The sequence below is a fragment of the Proteus hauseri genome (assembly GCF_040139125.1).
GTDB classification, from domain to species: domain Bacteria; phylum Pseudomonadota; class Gammaproteobacteria; order Enterobacterales; family Enterobacteriaceae; genus Proteus; species Proteus hauseri_B.
Genome location: NZ_JBEEUB010000005.1, coordinates 89980 through 114411, shown reverse-complemented (window position 1 = coordinate 114411; position 24432 = coordinate 89980). Strand labels below are relative to the sequence as shown.

Genomic DNA, 24432 nt, shown 5'->3' with positions numbered 1-24432 from the left:
AAAAGAAAACAATAAGTGCCTAATATGACAATATATCGCCACACTAAGCACTAATAAAACCAGTATTTATAGCTACTGGTTTATAAATCAAAAATAGATTAAATAGTCACATTCTTTCTAGTTTGCTTTTCCTCTTGCTAACCAAGCAACGCGCGAGAACATACTTTTTAATAGCGAAGGAATTGAATCTACTCCTCGTTGAGCAGCATTGTTAGCCACCGTTAGTGCGAGATCCGGTTTTGAAGATCGCTGAATTGCTTTAATAATCACCCGTCGAGTTGGCCATTTTTCATTATCGGCGACGCCTGCGACATCATGATACACATTACGAAAGCCTTCTTTATATAAGAAGTGTTCCATATCTAAAGCAGGTAAACGAGTTAATCGGTCACGTTCAGCATCATTCATTCGTAAAGCAAAATCCTTTACTGTCGCTGCGTATTTTTTACCCGCATCATCACCATCAACCAAGGTATGCCATTCTATTCCCATTAATGTTGCATACTTTAATAATGGCTTAAGTCCACACTGTGCAAACTCAATAACTTTCACGCCCTCTGACTCAAAGAAATAACTACATTGCCTTGCTAATTCGTTCATCAACCAAATTTCAGTTTCACCTTCAACTAATAACCAACAACGAGCAAATAGTGCCGACGGGCGGTTATAACGAATATGAAAAGATATTCGGCGCTCTTCATCTGCTTGCAACTGCCGATTACCTAAACGATAAGCAGCCACTTTGTCAGTATCTCGCACTAAACGACAGACACTTTGCAAAGAAGCTAATGAAAGTAATTCGCCTGAGTTTGTTGTCGTAATTCGTTGTAAAGAAAATAGATTAAGTAATCCCCATGCAACAGATAGCATAATCGGATGTAAACGTGTTTCTGGGTTTTCGACGATAACAATAGGTCTGGCGTAAGGATCAAGTGCAGCGCTACCACGCGACTGTAAAATAGATGAAAACATGCCTAAAATAATCAATCGAATATTGCGCTGATTAGGCTTTGCCAAAATCTTATTAATGTTTTCTAAAGCGTGCCATCCTCGAACATGAGGTTCATTGGCTTTATGGTTATGTCGATTAAATTTAAATAATAAAGAGCCATGATCAGCAAAATAGTGCCCCAACAACTGTTGCATTGCATCCAGCCCTTCTCTTAAATCTTCATCAGAAAGATTGTAAGGGTTGTTAACTAATGCCTTGGTAAGATCACTCATCTTACTATTAAACGCTTCACGCTGAGGTTTGTTGTGAGATTCAATCACATCTGTGGTTAACTTATGCATAAAACGCGCATCTTGTAGACGAAGAACTGGATAAAGCCGCACAATTTCAGCAATAATTTCGCTTGTCTGTCCATTGGGTAAACGAATTTGTTTTCCTTCTTTATCAAGAAAATAGCGAAACGTTTTTACATTTTGTTCTTCATCAAGTTCAGCGCTAATACGAAAATAGATATGCTTAAGCTCATCACCATTTTCTACCCAAATGGGTGCTAATTTACGAAAACGATAAGAACGATGACGACCAGGACGGATTTCTGTAAATGTTAAAATAATTTGCAGACTTTTTTTGCTATTTTCAGGTTCATCGGGTAAACGATGAAAATCTTCTGGCGTAAAAGCGTATTGGTAGGACTCAATTCCTAAACTTAGAGTTAGCGCATCTAATAATGAGGTTTTGCCCCATGCATTTTCGCCTACTAAAACAGTATTCATATCAAGGGGGAGCGATAGGCGATTTAGCCCCCGAAATCCTGCTATTTCCACTCGTTCTAAATACATATTATCCTCGCAGGTAACGACTAAGTTATGGTTCTATTTTCTGCCCTATTTTATCAACTCGTTTTATTGTTATATCAATAATTTCACTTAATAATATTGCCATTAATATCATAGTTAACATAAGCCGTAATAAAATTTACTCAACTATTCGATAACCATCGAAATAGTTTAATTTTCTAGCAATCTACGTTTCTTTTTAATAATCGTGTTAGGCTCTTGCTCTTCCAATAAAAATTTTGAACTTATTCGTCGTTTTTGTATCCACAACATCATTAGTAAATGTTATAATGCAAGTCACGTTATTAGTTTATTTTATAATTTGAGACCGCTCAGTAAGGAATAGCAATGTTATCAGGGTTATTAATTATCCTACTTCCTCTTTTTGTAGGGTATTTGATTAAGCTAAACCATCGTCCACTTCTTCAATTAGCTAATCGCCTGCTCAGCGCGATGGTTTACGTTATCCTATTTATCATGGGCGTTAGTTTAGCTATGTTAGATAATATTGGTGAAAACTTAGTCTCTATTTTATCTTATGCCAGTGTCTTCTTTTTTTGTACTTTTGGCGCCAATTTACTGTTTTTATGGCTATTAGATAAAAAAGATCCGTGGCATGTTCCTGCTCATAAGCAATCCAAACCCCCATCACGCATAAAAATGATACTTGAGTCACTACAATTATGTGGTGTCGTAGTTTTAGGCTTTTTAGTGGGTTTAACGGGTTGGTCTATTTTTAATTATGCTGCTCACGCAAGTCAGGGCGCACTTATTTTCTTATTGTGGTTAGTCGGACTACAACTGCGTAATAGCGGCATGAGTCCAAAACAGATTTTAATTAACCGCCGAGGCACAACAGTCGCGGTTGTAATGGGAATTAGTGCCCTTGCTGGTGGTGCATTAGCCGCTTATTTACTTGGGTTACCAATGAAAATGGGATTAGCCATTGCCTCGGGTTATGGTTGGTACTCATTATCAGGTATTGTTTTAACCGATGCTTTTGGTCCTGTTATTGGTAGTACTGCCTTTTTTAACGACTTAATGCGTGAGCTGGCAGCTATTATGCTTATTCCTATTATTGTTAATCGATATAGAAATACAGCATTAGGTATTTGTGGTTCTACTTCTATGGACTTTACCCTACCTGTTTTACAACGTAGTGGTGGTGTAAGTATTGTCCCAGCGGCTATTGTCCATGGTTTCGTTTTAAGTTTAATCACACCAATATTAATGGCTTTCTTTACTTCATAGAAAAATCAGTAACAATAGAAGTTACTAAGTCATTTTTTACAGTGGGTTAACAATGAATCAACAGCGTGTATTGGTACTTGGTGCAAGTGGGCACATAGGTCAAAATCTTATACCAGAATTAATTCGCCAAGGGCATCAGGTTACTGCGGGTGCTCGCCGAATAGACTGGATGATGTCTCAAGGCTGGGAAAATACTCGCTGCATTTTTGTCGATTTACATAAACCTGATACCTTAAAGCAGGTAATGCACAACACTGATATTGTCTATTACCTTGTACATAGTATGGGTGATGCGCATAACTTAGTTGAGCAAGAGCGCCAAGCTGCACTAAATGTTGTAGATGCATTAGAAGATTCCGACGTCAAACAGATAATCTTTTTAAGTGCGTTGCAGCATAAAGATCAACAGTATTCACCTCATTTAATTGCCAGAAAACTCACAGGTGAAGTATTAAGAACCAGCACCATTCCCGTTACAGAAATTCGCACCTCGATGATTGTGGGTCCGGGTTCTGCGGCTTTTGAGATTATGCGTGATATGGTTTACAACCTGCTAGTATTAACACCACCACGTTGGGTTCGTTCAAAATCATCCCCTATTGCGTTAAAAAACTTAATTCATTATTTAACTGAAATTATCGCGCACCCAACGCACCAACATCGTATTTTTGATGCTGGTGGTCCTGAATATATTAGTTATCAAACGCTTTTTGAGCGTTTCATCAAGATCTCAGGGAAAAAACGCCTGTTAATTCCATTACCCATTCCCGAAAGCATCATCTCTGCTGGTTTTATCAGCATGATAACGTCTGTTCCCACCTCTATTGCTAAAGAGCTTATTCAAGGATTAAAGCACGATCTTCCCGCGAAAGACGAGCCATTACGCAAACTTATTCCTCAAGCTCTTATTTCATTTGATGACGCCGTCAAAGAAACCCTTGCTGATGAAGAAGCAGCAATTGATAACCAAGATTGGGGTTACTCTCCTGTTGTTCGTAATCGTTGGAAACCTGGCTATGGTTATTACCCTAAAAATGCGGGCTATACGATTTCGACATCAGCCAGTGCGGGATCGCTGTGGCATACAGTGCAACAAATTGGTGGTGAACAAGGTTATTTCTATGCCAATTCTTTATGGAAAATTAGAGCTATTATGGATGATATTGCAGGTAATAAAGTCACTTATGGCAGACCTGATCATGAAACGCTCAAACTTGGCGATATGATTGATGGCTGGCGAGTGATTAAAATTCAACCAGAAAAGCAGCTTACCTTACTTTTTGGTATGAAAGCCCCGGGGTTGGGTCGTCTCTCTTTTACTATTCATGATAGCGGTAACCTTCGTTCATTAGATGTTCGAGCTTGGTGGCACCCTGCTGGTTTTAGTGGACTACTTTATTGGTTTGCCATGATGCCTGCTCACTTATTTATTTTTAAAGGTATGGCACAATCAATCAGTAATAATGCGTATAAACTGGATAAAAATTCACCTACCAGTGAAGAGAAATAGCCAAAATATCCATTTTTAAGTAAAAAAATCACTTTATTATGCAGTTTTAGTTGCATAATTATTCTCACCGTTTTATTATTCGAAACAGTTAATGACTATTCAGAAAAAACGCATGAGTATTCAATTAAAAAATATAAATTGTTTCTACGGTTCGCACCAAGCACTCTATGATATTAATCTAGAATGCTCTGCCGGTGAAACAATGGTCCTGTTAGGACCAAGTGGTGCAGGCAAGAGTTCTTTAATGAGAGTTCTTAATTTATTGGAAATGCCTCGCTCTGGCGAATTAGAGATTGCTGGCTTAAATTTTGACTTTAGCCAACAACCTAATGCAAAGGCTATTCGTACTTTACGCCAAAATGTCGGTATGGTGTTCCAACAATATAATTTATGGCCACACCTGACGGTTCTTGATAATTTAATTGAAGCACCTTGTCGTGTATTAGGTTTATCAAAACCGCAAGCCAAAGAGAAAGCCATGAAATTACTTGAACGTTTACGTTTAAGTGATTATGCAGGACGCTTCCCTTTGCATTTATCAGGTGGTCAGCAGCAACGTGTCGCAATAGCAAGAGCACTCATGATGGAACCACAAGTTCTGTTGTTTGATGAACCTACTGCGGCATTAGATCCTGAAATTACAGCTCAGGTTGTTGATATTATTCGTGAGTTATCTGAAACAGGTATTACTCAAGTTATTGTTACTCATGAAGTCGAAATTGCGCGCAAAGCCGCGAGCAAAGTTGTATATATGGAAAACGGCCGTATTATAGAGCAAGGTGATAATCATCATTTTATCGCTCCACAAACGGAAGCTTTTGCTAATTATTTGTCACACTAAATCGGGATCTGACAATGAAAAAGATATTATTTGCAGCACTTCTGACCAGTATTACACTTTCTGCAACCGCGGCTGATAAAGAGACAATCCGTTTTGCAACAGAAGCAACTTATCCTCCATTTGAAATGATTGATGCGAATAACCAAATTGTGGGATTTGATGTCGATTTAGCAAATGCAATGTGCGAAAAAATTAATGCTGAATGTACATTTACTAATCAGTCATTTGATAGCTTAATTCCTAGCCTGAAGTTTCGTCGTTTTGAAGCATTAATGGCGGGTATCGATATTACGCCAGAGCGTCAAAAACAAGTTGATTTTACAGACTCTTACTATGATAACTCTGCTGTATTTATTACAGTAATAGGTAAAATCTCTGACGTTGCGGGCTTGAAAGGCAAACAAATTGGTGTTCAAAACGGAACAACGCATCAGAAATTCATCAATGAAGAACATAAAGAGATGAAAACAGTTCCTTATGATAGCTACCAAAATGCAGTATTAGACCTTAAAAATGGTCGTATTGAGGCTATCTTCGGTGATACTGCCGTTGTTAATGAATGGCTGAAGAAAAATCCTGAATTAGGTATTGTAGGCGATAAAGTTGCAGATCCTAACTACTTCGGTACAGGTCTTGCAATCGCGGTAAGAAAAGGCAATGCAGATTTACAAGATAAATTAAATAAAGCATTAGCTGAAGTAAAAGCCGACGGTACTTATGATGTCATTTATAAAAAATGGTTTGAATAATAATATTTAAATAACAACAATAGCTTAATAAATGAATGAAATAACAACTCTAGCAGGTGCGGCCGTTACAACGGTCTCACTTGCTATTTCCGCTCTTATTATCGGATTAGTTCTTGCCATGCTGTTTACCGCTTGGGAATCCGCAAGATGGAAAGCCTTTGCTTTTCTAGGAACATGTTGGGTAACGCTGATTAGAGGACTACCAGAAATGCTGGTGGTTCTCTTTGTCTATTATGGCACCTTACAAGGTGTCATGATGCTAATGGACGGTATTGAAATCGGCTCACTCACTCTTCAAATCGACTTTAACGATACCGATTCGTTACCATTTTATTGTGGTGTGATCGCGCTTTCGTTGCTCTATGCTTCTTATGCATCTCAAACATTACGTGGTGCATTAAAAGCAGTACCTTCAGGGCAATGGGAAGCAGGTCAAGCACTTGGAATGGGACGCGCGAGTATCTTCTTTCGCTTTATCATGCCTCAAATGTGGCGTCATGCATTACCCGGATTAGGAAATCAGTGGTTAGTATTGCTCAAAGATACTGCACTCGTTTCATTGATTAGTGTAAATGACTTGATGTTACAGACACAAAGTATTGCCAATAGAACTCAAGAACCATTTACATGGTATAGCATTGTTGCTCTTATTTATCTGGCAATTACTTTAGTCAGCCAATATATCCTTAAGTGGTTAGAGATGAGAACGACCCGATTTGAACGGAGAGCCTCATAATGTGGGATTATATTGTTGCTATTCTGCCGGGGTTACCGACTAGTTTATCCTTAACTTTTGTTGCCTTATTGGTGGCATTTACTTTATCCGTACTAATGACGTTTATACTTTCACTAAAAACGCCGATTATTACGCCTATAGTAAAAGCTTATATTACCTTATTTACTGGTACACCTTTATTGGTACAGTTTTTCTTAATCTATTATGGTCCTGGGCAATTTCCAGCATTAAAAAACTATCCATTCATTTGGGAGTTATTTTCAACACCTTGGTTTTGTGCAATGGTCACTCTAGCACTTAATAGTGCTGCATATTCAACCTTGCTGTTCCATGGTGCAGTACGCGCAATACCTGAAGGACAATGGCAATCTTGCCAAGCGTTAGGAATGTCACCGCTGCAAACATCGAGAGTGATTTTGCCTTATGCCTTTAAACGTGCGCTTTCTTCTTATTCAAATGAAGTTGTACTAATATTTAAGAGTACCTCATTAGCAAGCACGATTACTTTACTTGAATTAACGGGCTATAGCCGACAAGTCTTTGGACAAAGCTATGATGTCATGGTGTTTGTCGCTGCGGGTATTATTTATCTGTGCATTAATGGCTTATTAACGCTTATCATGCGACTGATAGAGAAAAAAGCATTAGAGTTTGAACATCGCAACTAAAGATTATCAAACGAAATGCTAGATTTAAAAACACCCCAAAATAAAATATTGCGGGGTGTTTTTTTATGATAAAAAAATGATAAAGCTATTTTTATCGGGTCTGTTTTTCTATTAAAGCTTCTTTATGACTTACTCGATAAGCATTCCATGCTAATAAACTACCAATTAACATCACAACAGCTAACGCTAATTTAGGTTGTACTGGTGACGCTAATGCAGTTAAACCCAATACCGCGCCACCCGCCATTTGTATAAAACCAACTAAAGCGGATGCAATACCTGCGGTTTGCGAATAAGGTTCAAGTGCATAACTGGTTGCAGGTCCCATTATAAATGCTAATCCAGCACAAGCCATTGCCACGGGAAGCATATAAATAAGCCAATGATTCTGTATTTCAGTAGGAATAAAAATTAAGCTTAATAATAAACTGATACAACCTAATCCCATTAATCCACCACCTAAAATAAGGCAGATTGGTCTACCGACGCGGTGAATAATTCGATTAGCATAAAAGCTAACAAACATTATCCAAAATCCATTAACACCAAAGACAATTGAGAATATCAGTGGCGTTAACTCTGCATCATGCATTAATACGATAGGGGCAAAAGAAACATAAGTTAAAGCCATTCCCATTGTACCTGCATTGACCAACGCAAAAGTTAAAAATCGTTTACTGCATAAAATCTCAAGATATATTTTACCTAATTTTTGTTGTGATTGAGCAATATTTTCAGGTTTTGTTTCAGGTAAAAACCGTGCAATCAAAATTAAAACGAATACAGAGTAGAAAATTAAAAAGCCAAAAGGCGCTCGCCATCCCCAATATTCGGCTAATAGTCCACCTAATAGTGGCGCTAATGCAGGAATAATATTTAAGGTGCCATTTAAAAAGCCGAAAACACGAGCAGAATCATTTCCATTAAAACAGTCACGCACACAAGTAAAGGCAACCACAGAAGTACAGCAAACAGCTGAAGCTTGTAATAGTCGCGAAATAATAAAAAGCGTTGAGTCTGTCGAAATTGTTGCGATAATCGAACCTAGGATATAAATCACGATACCGAGAATGGCAATAGGCTTACGACCAAATCTATCTACCAATGGTCCTGAAATAAGTTGCCCTACACCTAGTACCAAAATAAATAGAGCGATAGTCGATTGAATAAGAGATTCACTGCTACCTAAATCTTGAGCAATTGCGGGTATTGTTGGTAAATAAAGATCTATTCCTAAGGGTCCCAGCAATACCATAACTAACAATAACGCTTTTAAATTTCGCATAAAATAGAATGCCCATTTAATAAAAAAGAAAACGCCCGATGTTATCCATCGAGCGTTAAATACTAGTTTATACTAACACTCATTATCTCTTTTGTAATGAATATCTTAACTGTCTTGTAATACCAATAATGTCAGCACTTCATAGTGCGAAGTATGTGGAAACATATCAAACAACTGCACTCTATCAATCTGATAATGAAATAAACGCTCAATATCTTTAGCCATAGTCTGAGCATTACAACTAGAATAAAGAATATAGCGTGGTTTCATCTTATTAAGGTATTCACATAATGCCTCGCCAATCCCTCTTCTAGGTGGATTAACCAGAACTAATTCAGGAACACCCTCTTTAGCCAGCGCATAACCTGTTGAATCAAGCGCTTGAAATTCAACATGTTCAAGCCCCAATTCACGGGCTGATAACCTAGCACACTCTATCGCTTCAGGACTGATTTCAATGCCGGTTAATTCAGTAGATTTATCGGCACAATGCAAACCAAAGCCACCAGAACCACAAAATAGATCCCATAACCGTGAGATTTTTAATTCTCGTACCCAATTGCCAGCAGTTGCATAAAGCGTAGCAGCAACATTGGGGTTGGTTTGAAAAAAGCCACGAGGACGAATATGAAGAGGGATCTGATTAAAAGATTCATCTAAAAAAGATTTTTCAGTTAATACTATCTCTTGTTCGCCTTCTAATATCGCCATATGCACAGGCTGAATATTCACTGAAATAACCGCTAATTGTGTAAGTTGTACTAGCAACCAAGGTAAGGCAGCGCGTAGTTGTTCAAGTTTTTTTTCTGAACGCAAAACAAAGCGCAACATCATTGCACCATCAACACGGCTTTCTGTTAGTAAAATAAATTTCAGTTCACCACGACGACGTTCGATGTCATAAGGCACTAATCCAGCTTTAGCGATAAAGGTTTTTATTATTTGGAAAACGGGCTCAAAAGAGCGTGGATAAAGTGGACATTGACATAAATCGACAGCAGTTCCATCACGCTGTTTTAAACCTAAAATAGGTTTTTCTACGCTACCACTAACCACCATTTTAGCTTTATTCCTAAACTGAATTTGTTGGCTTTCAACTGGTGTCAGTTTATTAAAAGAATAATCTTTTGGGAGCCGTTCTAATAAATCGTATTGTTTTTTCTTAATTTGTTCGGGATAAGCAAGAGAGAGCCATTCACAAGAATGACACTCACCCGCACTAAATCGTGCGCATTGCATAAGAGTTTGTGACCGTTATAAGGATTAATGTACAGTATAGGCAGCGTCGGTAGATGAAATACTGATATCGACTTCTTCGTCTTCACCCTCATCTTCATCACCTTCTTCAGTTTCTTGTTTTTCACCATATAAGAAACCATTGTTAAATATTTCACTAATCACCTCAGCTGATTGCTCTTCTGCTTTTTGCAAAAAGAGATCAAACTGATTAAATGAAATACCAACAGCGACAGAAAGTGATTGGCACAAAACGAGTTTGGGTAAATTGTCATCACTGATTTCTAAAAAAGTCTTAATAAATAAAGAACTTGCATTGATTTGACTAAGATTTGCCATCAATGGCACTATGGCTGATGGTTTTAATTCAGCGATAGCGGTAAAAACGAGCACATCTTCAAGAATATCAATTTTTGCATCAAAAATGCCATTGATATATTGAAGATGAGGTAAATGCAACGCCTGACAAGAGTCACATTCATAATAAGCAATCTGTAATTCGTCCAGCCAAGATTTTAGCTGATCCAGATCTGTAGTAACAACAGCGTCCATTAAAATAACCTTTAAGCGCTAAAAAAAGAGAGCCTTTTGCATTGGCACTATTTTGCCACTTTTTCTAGCATGAAGGCAGTAATAAATAAAAAATCTAAAAAATTAAGTTAATCTACCGAGCTATTTTATTAGCTAAACAACACACTCTCTACCAATAAAACAAGAGTACTATTTTTCAGGATGATCGCTTTTCTTTTTGTTATCAGCAGGTTTTTGATCAATACCTAAAAAAGTTAGCCGATGAAAAGCCCGCCAAACGATATGGATCGCAGGTGGGATCATACAGATAACACCCAATGCAACCAAAGTAAGTTGCCCGGTGTAAGTACCAAACCATTGAGGCGAAGTAATATATTGGTTGATATAAAGATAAGCCATAACTAATAGAACAATACCAATCACCTCAATAATTATGATAGGTTTTGGCATATCTGATAGTGTTCGCATATCCCGATTTGAAGGCTTTCCCATATTTTCTCCACAAATTGCGTTAAAGCAGTCCTATCTCATTATTTATCAAATTGGTATAATTTATCACACTAAAAGGCAATAACTGTTTTTGTTTAACCGAATTAAAAGGCATAGTGTTAAACAATAAACCTATTATGCCTGAATTTTATTTTCTCAATAAGGAGTGTCGTATGTTTGTTGTTATTTTTGGTCGCCCTGGTTGCCCATACTGTGTACGTGCAAAACAATTGGCTGATACCCTGACTGAAAAACGTGATGATTTTGATTATCGCTATGTCGATATCCAAGCTGAAGGTATTTCAAAAGCAGATTTATCTAAAACAGTAGGTAAACCCGTTGAAACTGTTCCTCAAATTTTTATTGATGAGAAACACATCGGTGGTTGTACTGATTTTGAAGCTTATGCTAAAGAGCATTTAGGCATCTACAACTAATTTAAAAAACGCTAAAGTAGCTTATTTATCAACCTATTTTAGCGTTTCTTTCTCTGTGCTCACTCTTATTTTTTTTACTTACCCCATTTTCTAAAAAATATTTCTATTTTTTTTGATTAGTCAGCGAACTTTCTTTCTATACCGTAGTCTGAGTTAGTGCCACTGCTTTTCTTTGATGTCCCCAAATATTGAGGAGCCCGATAGTTTCAACCCCTTTGGTGAAATAACTGTCGGGTTTTTTATTACCTAAAAATCAGTAACACTCTCCTTGTAATGTTGCAATAATAGTACGACGCCCACCATTATTACGGTGCTCTCCAAGATAAATACCTTGCCATATCCCCATATTCAATTCACCTTGAGAAATAGGAATTGTTGCACTTTGTCCTAATAGACTGCTTTTTATATGAGCAGGCATATCATCACTTCCTTCATAGGTATGAAGGTAATAATCTTCCTCTTCTTTAACATTTTTATTAAAGAAATTCTCAAAATCACTACGCACCGTGGGATCTGCATTTTCATTAATCGTTAATGAAGCTGAAGTATGTTGAATAAAAAAGTGAGCAATTCCGATTTTATATTGTCTCAGTTCCGGTAGCTCTTGAATCAAAGCTTGTGTAATTAAATGAAATCCTCTTGGTCTAGTATTAAGTATGATTTTTTTCTGGATCCACATTATTTACACCTCATGAGTATTAGAAGAGAGAGAACGAGAGAGCAAGATAGTGATAACCGTAATTTCTTATTTTTAACTGTAATGAGATGGTCTGATAAAAAAACTGACATATCTTTGAAAAAAGCACAATTAAATAAGAAAAATACTCTTTACCCCTATTACTGGCTCATTTACCCTTACAGACTTGCGTATTATGTATCATAAACATCGCTTATCAGCACGACATGTATGGAGCTTACCTTGCTGGAACAACTTAATTTAGCCGTTTTTTCGATAATAAATGCGACACCGGCATCCTCTCCTTTAGAGGTTAACCTAGCAATCATTATTGCTAAGTATCTCGTATACCTTTTCCCATTATCATTATTATTTTATTGGCTTTGGGGAAGTGAAAAACACCTTAAACAACAACGCGCTTTAGTTTGTAAGACTGCGATTTCATTGGCTATTGCGCTCACCATCTCTTGGCTAATTGGTGTAATTGCTCCACATGACCGCCCTTTTGTTGCCAACATTGGCTATAACTTCCTAGATCACAACCCAACGCCATCATTTCCAAGTAATCATGGCACGTTTGTCTTCACCATTGCTTTAGCCTACTTATTTTGGCACCAAAGCAAGCGGATCGGCTGTATCCTGCTAGGTTTAAGCATTGCGATAGCTTGGTCACGCATCTATCTCGGTGTGCATTGGCCAATAGATATGGTTGGTGGTTTTATTGTTGGTCTGCTCTCATGCGGTTTAAGCCAGATTTTCTGGTCTAAAGGTGGTGAAAAGCTTCAACAATGGGTACAAAAACTCTATCAGCTCTGTTTTGCTTATCCTATTCGTAAAGGATGGACCAAAGCTTAAATGAGATTAAGTAGAAAAAGACCACACTTATTGTGGTCTTTTTCTATATTTAATTTAGCTTAACGGCATCTACTCATATATTAATATATAAATAAAATTATTTTCTATTATTATATTTTTTATCCAAAAAATATTTTGTTGTTATTTTAATCAACCAGAAATTATTATATTCGTTATATAACAAATTATCATACTAATTTATTAACATTATATTTGTATCAAATATAAGCAATATTCTATTCTCTTATAGTAAATTGGTATATTAATTTTATAAAACAACTTGAGTTCATTAATAAATAATCATATTTAGTGAGTTTTTTATTTCATCCTCCCTCTTTAAACACAATCAGCCTAAAATAAAAAACCGTTAAATATCATATTGATGCAAAGTTAAAATAATGTTTAAATTGTGAACAAAAATAACCTTATTGATTTTAATCATTTATTTTATAAAAAACAAAAAAGGATAAAAAATATCATTAATATATTAATAATAAGCTATTTGGGTTTATTATTTTGTCTAACCAAAATTAGAAATATATTTCAAAATGTTTTAAAAAAGACCAATAAAAACACAAAATATAAAAAATGTTACAATTCCCAGTTTTTTAGTTATATTTAGCATTTGAGATGACGATCACGGTAGTTTATCCTGAAAAACACTATATTCTGCACCTCTTAAGTCTGGTTATAAACTTATTGAATATTTTTTCAAATTTCAGAAGAGCATAATTCTTTTGAAGTTTAATGATTTATCTAGTGTGGTAATTGAATATATTGAGATAACACCAGATACTCAATGCACTCATTTATTCATTATTAAATTTATGCAGCAATTTGTTTCTTTATAAAAGGAAACTTATTACTCACTTATTTTTTCATTATTTTTTTACCGCGTTATTTCGGAGAGTATTATGGATACAACCCAAGCTGGTTCTATCACATCAGGTAACACCAAAGGTGATTACAAAACATGGCGTAAATCAGACACCGTGTGGATGTTAGGTTTATACGGTACTGCTATCGGTGCTGGTGTTTTATTTTTACCTATTAACGCAGGGATTGGCGGTTTAATTCCTCTGCTTATTATGTTAGTTCTTGCATTCCCAATGACATTCTTCGCGCACCGTGGTATGTGCCGATTTGTATTATCAGGTAAGAACCCTGGCGAAGATATTACTGAAGTTGTAGAAGAACACTTTGGTAAAACCGCAGGTAAGCTGATTACCCTACTCTATTTCTTCGCAATTTATCCTATTTTGCTTGTTTATAGTGTGGCAATCACCAATACCGTTGAAAGCTTTATTGTTAACCAAATGCATATGTCAGCGCCACCGCGTGCGATTTTATCACTAGTACTGATCGTCGGTATTATGTCTATTATTCGCTTTGGTGAACAAGCTATTGTTAAAGCAATGAGCGTGCTGGTGTTCCCATTTGTTGCCGTATTGATGGTGTTAGCCCTGTATCTTATTCCTGAGTGGAATGGCGCAGTTCTTGATACTCTCTCTTTTGACCACGCAACGACTTCAGGCATGGGTCAAGGTCTATTAGTTACTCTGTGGTTAGCAATCCCTGTAATGGTGTTCTCATTCAACCACTCACCAATCATCTCTGCGTTTGCTGTAGCAAAACGTGAAGAGTACGGTGAAAATGCTGAGAAAAAATGTTCACGCATTTTAGCTTACGCTCATATTATGATGGTTGTTACTGTAATGTTCTTCGTGTTTAGCTGCGTATTTAGCTTAACGCCTGAAAACTTAGCAGAAGCAAAAGCACAGAACATTAGTATCCTGTCTTACCTTGCTAACCACTTTGAAACACCAGTTATCGCTTATATTGCACCTTTCATTGCATTCGTTGCGATTACTAAATCATTCTTAGGTCACTATCTTGGTGCTCGTGAAGGTTTCAATGGTTTAATTATCAAATCACTGCGTGATAAAGGTAAAACTATTGAGAAAGATCGTTTAAACAAAATCACTGCTCTGTTCATGCTAGTAACAACTTGGATCGTAGCAACATTAAATCCAAGTATCCTTGGTATGATTGAAACATTAGGTGGCCCAGTTATCGCAATGTTACTGTTCCTGATGCCAATGTATGCAATCCGTAAAGTACCAGCGATGAAGAAATATGAAGGTCATATCAGCAACGTATTCGTTGTAATCATGGGTCTTATCGCAATCTCAGCAGTTTTCTATAGCTTAGCTAGCTCTTTCATGGGCTAATGAAGTATCCGATGGTTACTTTCAATAATGAGAGTAACCATCATCAAGTTTTAGTTTTCAAGACTGACTCTTATCACTCTAATAATCACACAGTTGCGCCTTTAAATTAAATTAGGGAGGCGAATATTATGGTTAGCGTCTTTGATATTTTTAAAATTGGTATTGGCCCTTCAAGCTCACACACTGTAGGCCCGATGAAAGCGGGTAAAGAATTCGTTGATTTACTTGCTGAAAAAAACCTTCTATCTTCTGTTTCCCGCGTTATCGTTGATGTTTATGGCTCTTTATCGTTAACAGGTAAAGGACATGCCACCGACATTGCTATTATTATGGGATTAGCCGGAAATTTACCTGATACAGTTGATATTGATGCCATTGCACCATTTATGAAGCAAGTGGCAACAACAGGTCGCTTAATGCTTGCTAATGGCGCCAAAGAGGTTGATTTCCCCGTTAATGGTGGCATGAACTTCCATACAACAAATCTACCGTTACATGAAAATGGTATGACTATCACCGCGTTTAATGGTGATCTCACCTTATTGAAAAAAACCTATTATTCAATTGGTGGTGGCTTTATCGTTGATGAAGAACATTTTGGTCAACCAGAAGAGAATAGCGCTCAAGTACCTTACCCTTATCAATATGCAGCAGATTTACGCCGCCATTGTAAAGAAACAGGACTCTCGCTATCGGCATTAGTAATGCAAAACGAGTTAGCATTACGCAGTAAAGAAGAGATTTCAGCACACTTTGCTGCGATATGGGATGTGATGAAATCAGGCATTGAACGCGGTGTTAACACCGAAGGTTTATTACCTGGACCATTGCGTGTACCACGTCGAGCCTCTGCATTACGTCGTATGTTAGTCACTGAAGATAAAACAACGACTGATCCAATGACTGTTGTCGATTGGATTAATATGTATGCGCTTGCCGTGAATGAAGAAAATGCAGCAGGGGGTCGTGTAGTTACTGCGCCAACCAATGGTGCTTGTGGCATTATCCCCGCAGTACTCTCTTACTATGATAAATTTATTCGCCCTGTAAATGAAAACTCTTATAGCCGCTTTTTCTTAGTCGCTGGTGTTATTGGTTCATTATATAAAATGAATGCATCCATTTCAGGTGCCGAAGTCGGTTGTCAAGGTGAGGTGGGCGTTGCTTGCTCAATGGCAGCGGGTGCTTTAACAGAACTACTTGGTGGTAGCCCAGAGCAAGTCTGTATCGCGGCTGAAATCGCAATGGAACACAACTTAGGATTAACTTGCGACCCTGTTGCAGGACAAGTTCAAGTTCCTTGCATTGAGCGTAACGCTATTGCAGCAGTACAAGCAGTTAACTCATCACGAATGGCTTTACGTCGTGTGAGTGATCCACGTATCTGTTTAGATAAAGTTATTGAAACAATGTATGAAACAGGAAAAGACATTAATTCTAAGTATCGTGAAACCTCTCAAGGTGGATTAGCAATTAAAGTCTCTTGTGATTAATTCTGACGTTTAGTACATCAATAGAATCAAATATGGCGCTGATATCAGCGCCTTTTTTTATAACTAAAAATAGTTTTATTTATTGCACTTGGCATATTGAAAAAAGGTGGTTGAATGGTTTAATAGTAAACTGATTATCGAAAGCTAAATATTTACATGCATATCAATATATTGGTCATATTTATATTATTAGCTAAAGTTGATTCATCAAGTATTTGTCTCGCACTACGAAGAAAAAATGGGCATTAATTACATACTTTCTAACGTAGATTAACAAAAATCATTAGACACATATCAACGGGATAAAAAGAGAGCTAAAATGAAATCAGATATTCAAATCTCCCATGACGCACACCTTTTACCTATTCAAAATATTGCTAAAAAATTAAATGTTGATCAAGAAGATATTGAGTTTTACGGTAAGTACAAAGCAAAGTTTAGTAACAGCATTTGGTCTAAAATAGCCGCCCAAAAACGTGGCAAATTAGTGCTCGTCACCGCAATAAACCCAACGCCCGCAGGAGAAGGAAAAACAACCGTCACGATAGGATTAGGACAAGCGCTCAACCATATTGGTGAGAATGCGATTATCGCATTACGCGAGCCCTCTCTTGGTCCCTGCTTTGGTATTAAAGGCGGAGCAACAGGTGGTGGATATGCACAAGTAGTACCAATGGAAGATCTCAATCTCCATTTTACGGGTGATTTTCATGCTATTACATCTGCTAATAATTTACTCGCAGCAATGCTTGATAACCATATTTATCAAGGAAATGAATTAAATATCGATCCCAAAAAAATCTCATTTAAACGCTGTATGGACATGAATGACCGAGCTTTACGTCACACCGTTGTAGGATTAGGTGGAGCCAAAGATGGCGTAACGAGAGAAGACAATTTTGTGATTACCGTTGCCTCTGAAGTGATGTCTATTCTCTGTTTAGCTCAAGATATTGATGATTTGAAACAGCGCCTTTCTCGCATTATTGTTGCTTATTCTTATGATGGAAACCCCATAACCGCTGAAGATCTTAACGCTGTTGGTGCAATGGCGAGTCTACTTAAAGATGCTATTAATCCCAATTTAGTGCAAACATTAGAAAATACCCCTGCTATTGTCCATGGTGGTCCTTTTGCCAATATAGCTCATGGATGTAATAGTGTCAGAGCGACAAAATTAGCACTTGGTTTAGCTGATATTGTCGTTACAGAAGCTGGTTTCGGCGCAGATTTAGGCGCTGAAAAATTCTTCGATATTAAATGCCGAATCAGTGGATTACAGCCAGATTGTGCCGTTATCGTTGTCACAACCAAAGCATTAAAATATAACGGTGGTTTAGGCAAAAACGAGTGGAATAAAGAAGATCTTATCGCCCTTGAAAAAGGGATTGTGAATCTCGAAAAACATATAGAAAACCTTAAAAAGTATGGCTTACCCGTTATTGTCTCTCTTAATGCTTATATCACTGATAGCGCAGCAGAGCATCAACTTATAGAGCAATTTTGCCAAGCTAGAGGTTGCCGCTTCGCTATCACCAAAGTGTGGGAAAAAGGGGGGGCTGGTGGTATTGAATTAGCAAATCAAGTTGTTGATACGCTTAAGAATGAGCAAGGACAATTTCAATTACTCTATCCTAATAATGCCCCATTAAACGAAAAAATAGCTATTATTGCTAAAGAGATTTATGGTGCTAACGGCGTAACTTACAGCGCTAACACTCGTAGTATGCTAGATAACATAGAGAAAATGGGTTTTGGTGATTTACCAATATGTATGGCTAAAACGCAATACTCGTTTTCAGATGATGCAACATTACTTGGTCGCCCTACTGATTTTTCTATCAATGTACGTGACGCTTATGTCTGCGCGGGTGCTGGTTTTGTCGTTGTATTAACAGGTTCTATCACGACGATGCCAGGTCTGCCTAAAACACCAGCAGCAACAGTGATTAATATTGATAATAATGGCATTATTGATGGGCTTTTTTAGCTTGCTATTTAACCCACACAATCATCAAAAATAGTGTTTCCCCTATTTAGCTTTATTATAAAAGTGAAAATAACATAAAAAATGCCAGCAATAGCTGGCACTTTTATTATGGGTGAAATTATCAGTAACACTTTAGTTATTAACCAAAAATAGCATTAAACCAACCAGATACTGTTTTAACCACAAAATCCCAGATACGACTAAAGAAGCCACCCTCTTCAACCGCTTCTTTTACGACTAATGGGCGCTGCTCAATAACTTCATCATTCAGTAAGAAGTTAACTGTACCCACAACTTGGTTTTTCGCTAATGGCGCTTCTAACACAGGGTTAGTTAACGTAAATGAAGCTTTCAGATTCTTTAACTCGCCTTTAGGAATAGTTATAGAGGCATCATTGGCAACCCCTAACGCCACTTCGCCTTTATCGCCATACCAGACTTTTTGTGTTGTTAATGGCGCATTCTCTTTAACGGGAGTGACGGTTTCATAAAAACGGAAACCCCAGCCTAATAATTTTTCGCTTTCAGAAAAGCGGACTTTATCTGACGGTGTTCCTAAAACAACCGCAATTAGACGCATATCGCCTTCAGTTGCTGAAGAAACTAAATTATAACCTGCACCACTTGTATGTCCGGTTTTTACGCCATCCACATTCATGTTTTTGTTCCACAATAAACGGTTGCGGTTTGGCTGACGAATATTATTGAACGTAAATTCTTTTTCTTTATGGATCTCATATTCCGAAGGTACATCACGGATCATTGCCGCTGTCAGCAATGCCATATCTTCTGCGGTAGTATATTGACCATCAGAATCTAATCCATGAACTGTTTTGAAATGCGTGTTTTTTAAGCCCAAGTTAGTTGCATAAGAGTTCATTAAATCTACAAATGTCTCTTGGCTTCCTGCAACATGCTCTGCTAATGCAATGCTGGCATCGTTACCAGATTGAATAACCATACCGCGATTAAGTTCAATAACTTTTACTTGATCGCCTGGCTTTAAAAACATCAGTGAAGAGCCTTTTAATACCGGATTTCCTGTCGCCCATGCATTACGACCTACAATAACAGTATCATCAGGTGACAACCGACCTTCTTTTATTGCTTGCCCAACCACATAACTACTCATAATTTTGGTTAAACTTGCCGGGTCTAAACGCTCTTCAGGTCGTTCTGAAGCTAAGATTTTGCCGCTGTTGTAATCCATTAAAACATAAGATTTCGCATCAATTTGAGGAGGCACAGGATTATTTACTGCAAACACAGGAGTAGAAATTATTAGCAGTAAACCCATTCCCGCGGTAACCTTACCGAGTACGGATGGAAGATTTTTTTTCATTACCGATCACCCTTTTATATCAATTTGTTAAAGCTTTCCTACTATAGGGCTTTCTGGAATAAGACGCCAACATTGATATATAGAGATTTATCTTATATTTATATTTAGCACCCTATAGAGTGAAATTTTGTTATTAATCGTGGTTTAGGAGACATTTATGTTAAAAGTCTGGGGTAGAAAGAATTCATCAAATGTTAAAAAAGTCCTTTGGTGCCTAAAAGAACTTAACGTCCCTTATGAACAAATTGATGTTGGTGGCCCTTTTGGTGGACTGACTGATGCACATTATTTAGCAATGAATCCCAACGCATCCATCCCCACATTACAAGATGATGACTTCTATTTATGGGAGTCTAATACCATTATTCGCTATCTTTGCTCAAAACAAGAAGATAACACACTCTATCCTGTTGATCCTAAACAGCGCGCAACAATAGAAAAATGGATGGATTGGTCAAATGGAACGCTCTTTTCTCCAATTCAACAAATGATGATTATGATAGTGCGTACACCAAAAGAGAAGCAAGATCCTCAGCAAGTTCAGATGTTAAAAGCAAAACTCAATAAACTGATGAAAATAGCAGATGATCAACTGGCGAAAACGCCTTATTTTGCTGGTAATAACTTCTCACTTGCCGATATTGCGATTGCACCTCTGGTCTATCCATGGCTTGAAGTGTGTAAAGATAGACCAAGCCTTTCTCATCTTGAACGCTGGTTTGCACAATTGAGCGAGCGCGCAATATTTCGTGATGTAGTCTTGCTGCCTGTAAGCTAATTTAGCTCATTGGCATTTTGTCGGGATCAGGATAGTGATAATGAAAACCTAGATCTCGACAGATCTCTTGCCCATCAATCTCTCGTTTTAACGGTTTCTCTTCTTCGGAAAACTCAGGTGGAGCTAACGCTAATTGTGTCGATAATCTGGAATAATACTCTTTTTTACTTGGATGAACCGGTGCACATAAATTATATAAATGCCCGCCTTCATTTTGTGCCAGCAGCTGTTCAACAGCAAAAATAACATCATCCAAATGCACTAAATTAACGCACTGTTGGGCACCCTTTACCTGTTTTTTACCTGATAAAAACCGTCCTGCATGACGACCAGGTCCAACTAACCCAGCTAATCGTAGAACATCAACCGTTGTTAAGGGTAAACGATGTAGCCAATTTTCAACTTCCGCCATCATTTTTGCCGATTGTGTTTCAGGTTTAATATCCATCTCTTCAGTTAACACGCCACTTTGGTTGCCATATACTGAAGTAGAACTAATATAAATAACCCTTGTGATATGACGTGACATTGCACTATCAACCAAAGCTTGAATACTTTCTACATAATCATATCCGCCACCAGCAGCGCTGGGTGGTAATGTAATAATAAGGACATCTGTCTCCATCAAATAGTCAAAATCATCTCTATCACATTCAATCGCTGGTGTTAAATTCATTAAACAGCAATCAATACCACTCATTCTTGCTGCTTCAACACCATCTTCTGTTGTTTTGGTACCTTTGACTTGATATCCCGCGTCACGTAATGCGCTTGCCAGTGGTAATCCTAACCAACCAAGTCCAACTATGGTTATCCGTCTCATGTTTCTCCCCTACGCAAATTGCCTATATGAATTATGCAACATATATCTAGCTTCACCACTACCAATAAATACTGCTTATGCTTTATTGTTTTTCTAAACTGACAATATACTCTCTTACTTGTGTATTTAAGTAAATAAGAGAAATATTAAAATAATATTAAAAACAAATAGTTATAAAATATTTAAATTATTATTAAAAAATAGGTTGCTTTTGGCTTTATAAATCATGTAGCTTGAAAGGCAGACAAATTCTGAACGCTGGTTAACTATAACGAGCATTCTTATTAGCTAGGAAAATAATCATGTATAGCATTCAATTAAACCACCATCATCACCATCACCCTGACTAGTCTTTCAGGCGATGAGTGCTGGAAGACGTTCAAGTAACGCTTCCGGTGGTCTGAATGCAGATAACAAATAAAACCCCGGAAGGCAGCTTCCGGGGTTTTTTTATAACTAATTTTCATAACAAAAATAGAATTCAAAGATAGGGTGACAATATGTTAGATAAAACAAGATTAAGAATTGCAATGCAGAAATCAGGTCGTTTAAGCGATGATTCTCGTGCCTTACTAGCCCGTTGTGGTATCAAAATCAATTTAAATCAACAACGCCTAATTGCTTATGCTGAAAATATGCCTATCGATATTTTACGTGTAAGAGATGACGATATCCCCGGTTTAGTTATGGATGGTGTTGTTGATTTAGGGATTATTGGTGAAAACGTTTTAGAAGAAGAGTTATTAAAACGCCAAGCTCAAGGTGAGACACCAAATTATATCACCTTACGCCGCCTTGATTTTGGTGCTTGTCGTTTATCACTTGCTGCACCTGTTGATTTCAATTATCAGGGGGTTGAATGTCTCAATAACACGCGTATTGCAACCTCTTATCCAAACCTTTTAAAGCGTTATTTAGACCAAAAAGGGATTAAATTTAAATCGTGCTTATTAAATGGTTCTGTTGAAGTCGCACCTCGTGCAGGACTTGCAGACTCCATCTGCGACTTAGTTTCTACCGGTGCAACACTAGAGGCAAATGGACTAAAAGAAGTTGAAGTTATCTATCGCTCAAAAGCCTGCCTTATTCAGCGTGATGGTGCAATGGATGCAGATAAACAAGCTTTAATCGACCGCTTATTAACCCGTATCCAAGGCGTTATTCAAGCTCGCGAATCAAAATATATCATGCTTCACGCACCAAGTGATTGCCTTGAAGATATTATCGCACTGCTACCTGGAGCTGAACGTCCAACTATTTTACCTCTCGCTGGCGACCAAAACCGTGTTGCTATGCACATGGTCAGCAGCGAAACATTATTTTGGGAAACAATGGAAAAACTAAAAGAGTTAGGTGCTAGCTCAATACTTGTTTTACCAATAGAAAAAATGATGGAGTAAGGTGAAATAATGAAAACGGCATTTAATACATTAACTTATTGGAATGAATGCACTAAAGAGCAACAACAAGTGCTATTAACCCGACCTGCTATATCAGCGTCGGGCGCTATTACAGAACAAGTTGCTGGCATTATTTCACAGGTGCGTAATGAAGGGGATAACGCGCTTAAAGCACTCAGCCAAAAATTCGATAAGGCAGCGCCAGAAAGTGTATTGGTTACAAAATCACAAGTCGATGCCGCATCAGCAAGACTTGATGACAAAGTGAAACAAGCTATTGCTCAAGCGATGGGAAATATCCGCCGCTTTCATGAAGCTCAGATCCCTGCAAATATTGAAGTAGAAACTCAAGCAGGTGTTTTTTGCCAACAAGTAAGCAGACCCATTAATGCGGTAGGACTTTATATTCCGGGTGGCTCAGCACCTTTATTATCAACAGTAATGATGCTAGGCATTCCAGCTCGAATTGCAGGTTGCCGTAAAGTAATTCTTTGTTCACCCCCACCTATTGCAGATGAAATTTTATATATCGCCAAAGAGATTGGTATTGATGAAATTTTTCAAGTTGGAGGCGCTCAAGCAATTGCAGCTATGGCATTTGGTACAGAGTCTATCCCTAAAGTTGATAAAATTTTTGGACCCGGAAATGCTTATGTCACTGAAGCTAAACGCCAAGCAAGCCAATCACTACAAGGCGCAGCTATTGATATGCCAGCAGGTCCTTCTGAAGTGTTAGTTATTGCCGATGCTAATGCAAATCCTGCATTTATTGCAGCCGATTTATTATCACAAGCAGAACATGGTCCTGATTCTCAAGTAGTTTTATTAACACCTGATGAAACCTTAGCAAATGCAGTAATTAAAGAAACAGAAACTCAACTCGCGCTTTTAAGTCGTGCAGAAATTGCTAAGCAAGCCCTAGCGGAAAGTCGGGTTGTTATTGCGCGAGATATCGAACAGTGTATTGAAATTAGTAATAATTATGGTCCTGAGCATTTAATTATTCAAACTGACGATGCAGAAAACTGGGTTGATAGCATTACCAGTGCAGGCTCTGTCTTTTTAGGCGCTTGGTCTCCTGAGTCTGCTGGAGATTACGCATCAGGAACCAATCACGTACTACCTACTTATGGTTACACCTCAACCTATTCCAGCTTAGGATTAGCTGATTTTATGAAGCGAATGACAGTGCAAAAATTAACGGCACAAGGATTATCAGATTTAGCACAAACAATAGAAACACTGGCTGAAGCTGAACAACTCACTGCTCACAAAAATGCTGTCACACTGCGCGTTAACGCATTAGCTCAGGGGAAAAAATAA

At 37.7% G+C, this 24432-nt stretch carries 22 protein-coding genes and 1 other annotated feature; of the genes, 14 read left to right on the top strand and 8 right to left on the bottom strand.

Features of this window, described 5'->3' with window-relative positions:
* Window positions 1-117: 117 nt before the first annotated feature.
* Complete coding sequence (locus ABN099_RS10275) at window positions 118-1791, bottom strand: ATP-dependent endonuclease (RefSeq protein ID WP_349463647.1); 1674 nt, start codon at window positions 1789-1791, stop codon at window positions 118-120.
* Window positions 1792-2136: 345 nt separating this feature from the next.
* Here ABN099_RS10275 and ABN099_RS10270 point away from each other — a divergent pair, with 345 nt between their 5' ends.
* The 6 genes from ABN099_RS10270 to artM all read left to right on the top strand — a co-directional run bounded on the left by ABN099_RS10270 (window position 2137) and on the right by artM (window position 7543).
* The gene (locus ABN099_RS10270) at window positions 2137-3039 is read left to right on the top strand and encodes a lysine exporter LysO family protein (protein ID WP_349463646.1); all 903 of its coding nucleotides are present in this window, start codon (window positions 2137-2139) and stop codon (window positions 3037-3039) included.
* A gap of 52 nt (window positions 3040-3091) precedes the next feature.
* Window positions 3092-4549, top strand: a complete 1458-nt coding sequence (locus ABN099_RS10265) for a DUF2867 domain-containing protein (protein WP_349463645.1) — start codon at window positions 3092-3094, stop codon at window positions 4547-4549.
* A gap of 112 nt (window positions 4550-4661) precedes the next feature.
* Window positions 4662-5390: an arginine ABC transporter ATP-binding protein ArtP gene (gene artP / locus ABN099_RS10260; protein ID WP_064719474.1), complete on the top strand. Its 729-nt coding sequence runs from the start codon at window positions 4662-4664 to the stop codon at window positions 5388-5390.
* Between the two features lie 14 nt (window positions 5391-5404).
* Window positions 5405-6139, top strand: coding sequence for an arginine ABC transporter substrate-binding protein (gene artJ, locus ABN099_RS10255; protein WP_349463643.1), 735 nt, complete (start codon window positions 5405-5407; stop codon window positions 6137-6139).
* 31 nt (window positions 6140-6170) lie between these two features.
* Window positions 6171-6875 carry an arginine ABC transporter permease ArtQ gene (gene artQ, locus ABN099_RS10250; protein ID WP_349463642.1) on the top strand — a complete coding sequence of 235 codons (705 nt, stop codon included), beginning with the start codon at window positions 6171-6173 and terminating at the stop codon, window positions 6873-6875.
* A complete protein-coding gene (gene artM / locus ABN099_RS10245; RefSeq protein WP_349463640.1) occupies window positions 6875-7543 on the top strand; it encodes an arginine ABC transporter permease ArtM in 669 nt (222 codons plus the stop codon). The genes artQ and artM overlap by 1 nt, the downstream gene beginning before the upstream one ends.
* A gap of 91 nt (window positions 7544-7634) precedes the next feature.
* Here artM and ABN099_RS10240 read toward each other — a convergent pair whose 3' ends face one another.
* The 4 genes from ABN099_RS10240 to ABN099_RS10225 all read right to left on the bottom strand — a co-directional run bounded on the left by ABN099_RS10240 (window position 7635) and on the right by ABN099_RS10225 (window position 11087).
* Entirely contained in the window at window positions 7635-8828 is a 1194-nt protein-coding gene (locus tag ABN099_RS10240; protein ID WP_349463639.1) for a multidrug effflux MFS transporter, read from the bottom strand.
* 105 nt (window positions 8829-8933) lie between these two features.
* Window positions 8934-10067, bottom strand: a complete 1134-nt coding sequence (rlmC, locus tag ABN099_RS10235; RefSeq protein ID WP_349463637.1) for a 23S rRNA (uracil(747)-C(5))-methyltransferase RlmC — start codon at window positions 10065-10067, stop codon at window positions 8934-8936.
* A gap of 24 nt (window positions 10068-10091) precedes the next feature.
* The gene (locus ABN099_RS10230; protein WP_349463636.1) at window positions 10092-10616 is read right to left on the bottom strand and encodes a YbjN domain-containing protein; all 525 of its coding nucleotides are present in this window, start codon (window positions 10614-10616) and stop codon (window positions 10092-10094) included.
* 168 nt (window positions 10617-10784) lie between these two features.
* A complete protein-coding gene (locus tag ABN099_RS10225; protein WP_349463635.1) occupies window positions 10785-11087 on the bottom strand; it encodes a YbjC family protein in 303 nt (100 codons plus the stop codon).
* 170 nt (window positions 11088-11257) lie between these two features.
* Between ABN099_RS10225 and ABN099_RS10220 the strand changes: the two genes are divergently transcribed.
* Window positions 11258-11521: a GrxA family glutaredoxin gene (locus ABN099_RS10220; RefSeq protein WP_349463634.1), complete on the top strand. Its 264-nt coding sequence runs from the start codon at window positions 11258-11260 to the stop codon at window positions 11519-11521.
* Window positions 11522-11774: 253 nt separating this feature from the next.
* Here ABN099_RS10220 and ABN099_RS10215 read toward each other — a convergent pair whose 3' ends face one another.
* Window positions 11775-12200, bottom strand: a complete 426-nt coding sequence (locus ABN099_RS10215; RefSeq protein WP_349463633.1) for a secondary thiamine-phosphate synthase enzyme YjbQ — start codon at window positions 12198-12200, stop codon at window positions 11775-11777.
* A 240-nt stretch (window positions 12201-12440) separates the two neighbouring features.
* Here ABN099_RS10215 and ybjG point away from each other — a divergent pair, with 240 nt between their 5' ends.
* From ybjG to ABN099_RS10195, 4 genes are all read left to right on the top strand, one after another.
* Window positions 12441-13052 carry an undecaprenyl-diphosphate phosphatase gene (gene ybjG, locus ABN099_RS10210; RefSeq protein WP_349463632.1) on the top strand — a complete coding sequence of 204 codons (612 nt, stop codon included), beginning with the start codon at window positions 12441-12443 and terminating at the stop codon, window positions 13050-13052.
* Between the two features lie 914 nt (window positions 13053-13966).
* Entirely contained in the window at window positions 13967-15283 is a 1317-nt protein-coding gene (locus ABN099_RS10205) for an HAAAP family serine/threonine permease (protein ID WP_349463631.1), read from the top strand.
* A gap of 128 nt (window positions 15284-15411) precedes the next feature.
* On the top strand, window positions 15412-16776 hold the full coding sequence (locus ABN099_RS10200) for an L-serine ammonia-lyase (RefSeq protein WP_349463630.1): 1365 nt from the start codon (window positions 15412-15414) through the stop codon (window positions 16774-16776).
* A gap of 319 nt (window positions 16777-17095) precedes the next feature.
* Complete coding sequence (locus ABN099_RS10195; protein WP_349463629.1) at window positions 17096-18766, top strand: formate--tetrahydrofolate ligase; 1671 nt, start codon at window positions 17096-17098, stop codon at window positions 18764-18766.
* Window positions 18767-18905: 139 nt separating this feature from the next.
* On the opposite strand, the gene ABN099_RS10190 is transcribed toward ABN099_RS10195, so the two are convergent.
* A complete protein-coding gene (locus tag ABN099_RS10190) occupies window positions 18906-20108 on the bottom strand; it encodes a serine hydrolase (protein WP_349463628.1) in 1203 nt (400 codons plus the stop codon).
* A 157-nt stretch (window positions 20109-20265) separates the two neighbouring features.
* Between ABN099_RS10190 and ABN099_RS10185 the strand changes: the two genes are divergently transcribed.
* Window positions 20266-20886 carry a glutathione S-transferase family protein gene (locus ABN099_RS10185; protein WP_349463627.1) on the top strand — a complete coding sequence of 207 codons (621 nt, stop codon included), beginning with the start codon at window positions 20266-20268 and terminating at the stop codon, window positions 20884-20886.
* A 1-nt stretch (window position 20887) separates the two neighbouring features.
* Here the strand turns inward: ABN099_RS10185 and ABN099_RS10180 are convergent, their stop codons facing one another.
* The gene (locus ABN099_RS10180; RefSeq protein ID WP_349463625.1) at window positions 20888-21709 is read right to left on the bottom strand and encodes an SDR family oxidoreductase; all 822 of its coding nucleotides are present in this window, start codon (window positions 21707-21709) and stop codon (window positions 20888-20890) included.
* Window positions 21710-22034: 325 nt separating this feature from the next.
* Window positions 22035-22164, top strand: a sequence feature (His leader region).
* A gap of 45 nt (window positions 22165-22209) precedes the next feature.
* On the opposite strand from ABN099_RS10180, the gene hisG reads away from it, so the two are divergent.
* Window positions 22210-23109 (top strand): ATP phosphoribosyltransferase, encoded by a 900-nt coding sequence (gene hisG / locus ABN099_RS10175; RefSeq protein ID WP_349463624.1) that lies wholly within the window; start codon window positions 22210-22212, stop codon window positions 23107-23109.
* Window positions 23110-23118: 9 nt separating this feature from the next.
* Window positions 23119-24432: a histidinol dehydrogenase gene (gene hisD, locus ABN099_RS10170; protein WP_349463622.1), complete on the top strand. Its 1314-nt coding sequence runs from the start codon at window positions 23119-23121 to the stop codon at window positions 24430-24432.

Bases quoted from the DNA above. Each gene is read 5' to 3' on its own strand.
- artP (WP_064719474.1), top strand. From the start codon at position 4,662: ATGAGTATTCAATTAAAAAATATAAATTGTTTCTACGGTTCGCACCAA.
- artJ (WP_349463643.1), top strand. From the start codon at position 5,405: ATGAAAAAGATATTATTTGCAGCACTTCTGACCAGTATTACACTTTCT.
- ABN099_RS10230 (WP_349463636.1), bottom strand. From the start codon at position 10,616: ATGGACGCTGTTGTTACTACAGATCTGGATCAGCTAAAATCTTGGCTG.
- ABN099_RS10205 (WP_349463631.1), top strand. From the start codon at position 13,967: ATGGATACAACCCAAGCTGGTTCTATCACATCAGGTAACACCAAAGGT.
- hisD (WP_349463622.1), top strand. From the start codon at position 23,119: ATGAAAACGGCATTTAATACATTAACTTATTGGAATGAATGCACTAAA.
- ABN099_RS10185 (WP_349463627.1), top strand. From the start codon at position 20,266: ATGTTAAAAGTCTGGGGTAGAAAGAATTCATCAAATGTTAAAAAAGTC.
- ABN099_RS10190 (WP_349463628.1), bottom strand. From the start codon at position 20,108: ATGAAAAAAAATCTTCCATCCGTACTCGGTAAGGTTACCGCGGGAATG.
- ABN099_RS10220 (WP_349463634.1), top strand. From the start codon at position 11,258: ATGTTTGTTGTTATTTTTGGTCGCCCTGGTTGCCCATACTGTGTACGT.
- artQ (WP_349463642.1), top strand. From the start codon at position 6,171: ATGAATGAAATAACAACTCTAGCAGGTGCGGCCGTTACAACGGTCTCA.
- ABN099_RS10215 (WP_349463633.1), bottom strand. From the start codon at position 12,200: ATGTGGATCCAGAAAAAAATCATACTTAATACTAGACCAAGAGGATTT.
- ABN099_RS10200 (WP_349463630.1), top strand. From the start codon at position 15,412: ATGGTTAGCGTCTTTGATATTTTTAAAATTGGTATTGGCCCTTCAAGC.
- rlmC (WP_349463637.1), bottom strand. From the start codon at position 10,067: ATGCAATGCGCACGATTTAGTGCGGGTGAGTGTCATTCTTGTGAATGG.
- ABN099_RS10270 (WP_349463646.1), top strand. From the start codon at position 2,137: ATGTTATCAGGGTTATTAATTATCCTACTTCCTCTTTTTGTAGGGTAT.
- ABN099_RS10265 (WP_349463645.1), top strand. From the start codon at position 3,092: ATGAATCAACAGCGTGTATTGGTACTTGGTGCAAGTGGGCACATAGGT.
- hisG (WP_349463624.1), top strand. From the start codon at position 22,210: ATGTTAGATAAAACAAGATTAAGAATTGCAATGCAGAAATCAGGTCGT.
- artM (WP_349463640.1), top strand. From the start codon at position 6,875: ATGTGGGATTATATTGTTGCTATTCTGCCGGGGTTACCGACTAGTTTA.
- ABN099_RS10225 (WP_349463635.1), bottom strand. From the start codon at position 11,087: ATGGGAAAGCCTTCAAATCGGGATATGCGAACACTATCAGATATGCCA.
- ABN099_RS10240 (WP_349463639.1), bottom strand. From the start codon at position 8,828: ATGCGAAATTTAAAAGCGTTATTGTTAGTTATGGTATTGCTGGGACCC.
- ABN099_RS10180 (WP_349463625.1), bottom strand. From the start codon at position 21,709: ATGAGACGGATAACCATAGTTGGACTTGGTTGGTTAGGATTACCACTG.
- ABN099_RS10275 (WP_349463647.1), bottom strand. From the start codon at position 1,791: ATGTATTTAGAACGAGTGGAAATAGCAGGATTTCGGGGGCTAAATCGC.
- ABN099_RS10195 (WP_349463629.1), top strand. From the start codon at position 17,096: ATGAAATCAGATATTCAAATCTCCCATGACGCACACCTTTTACCTATT.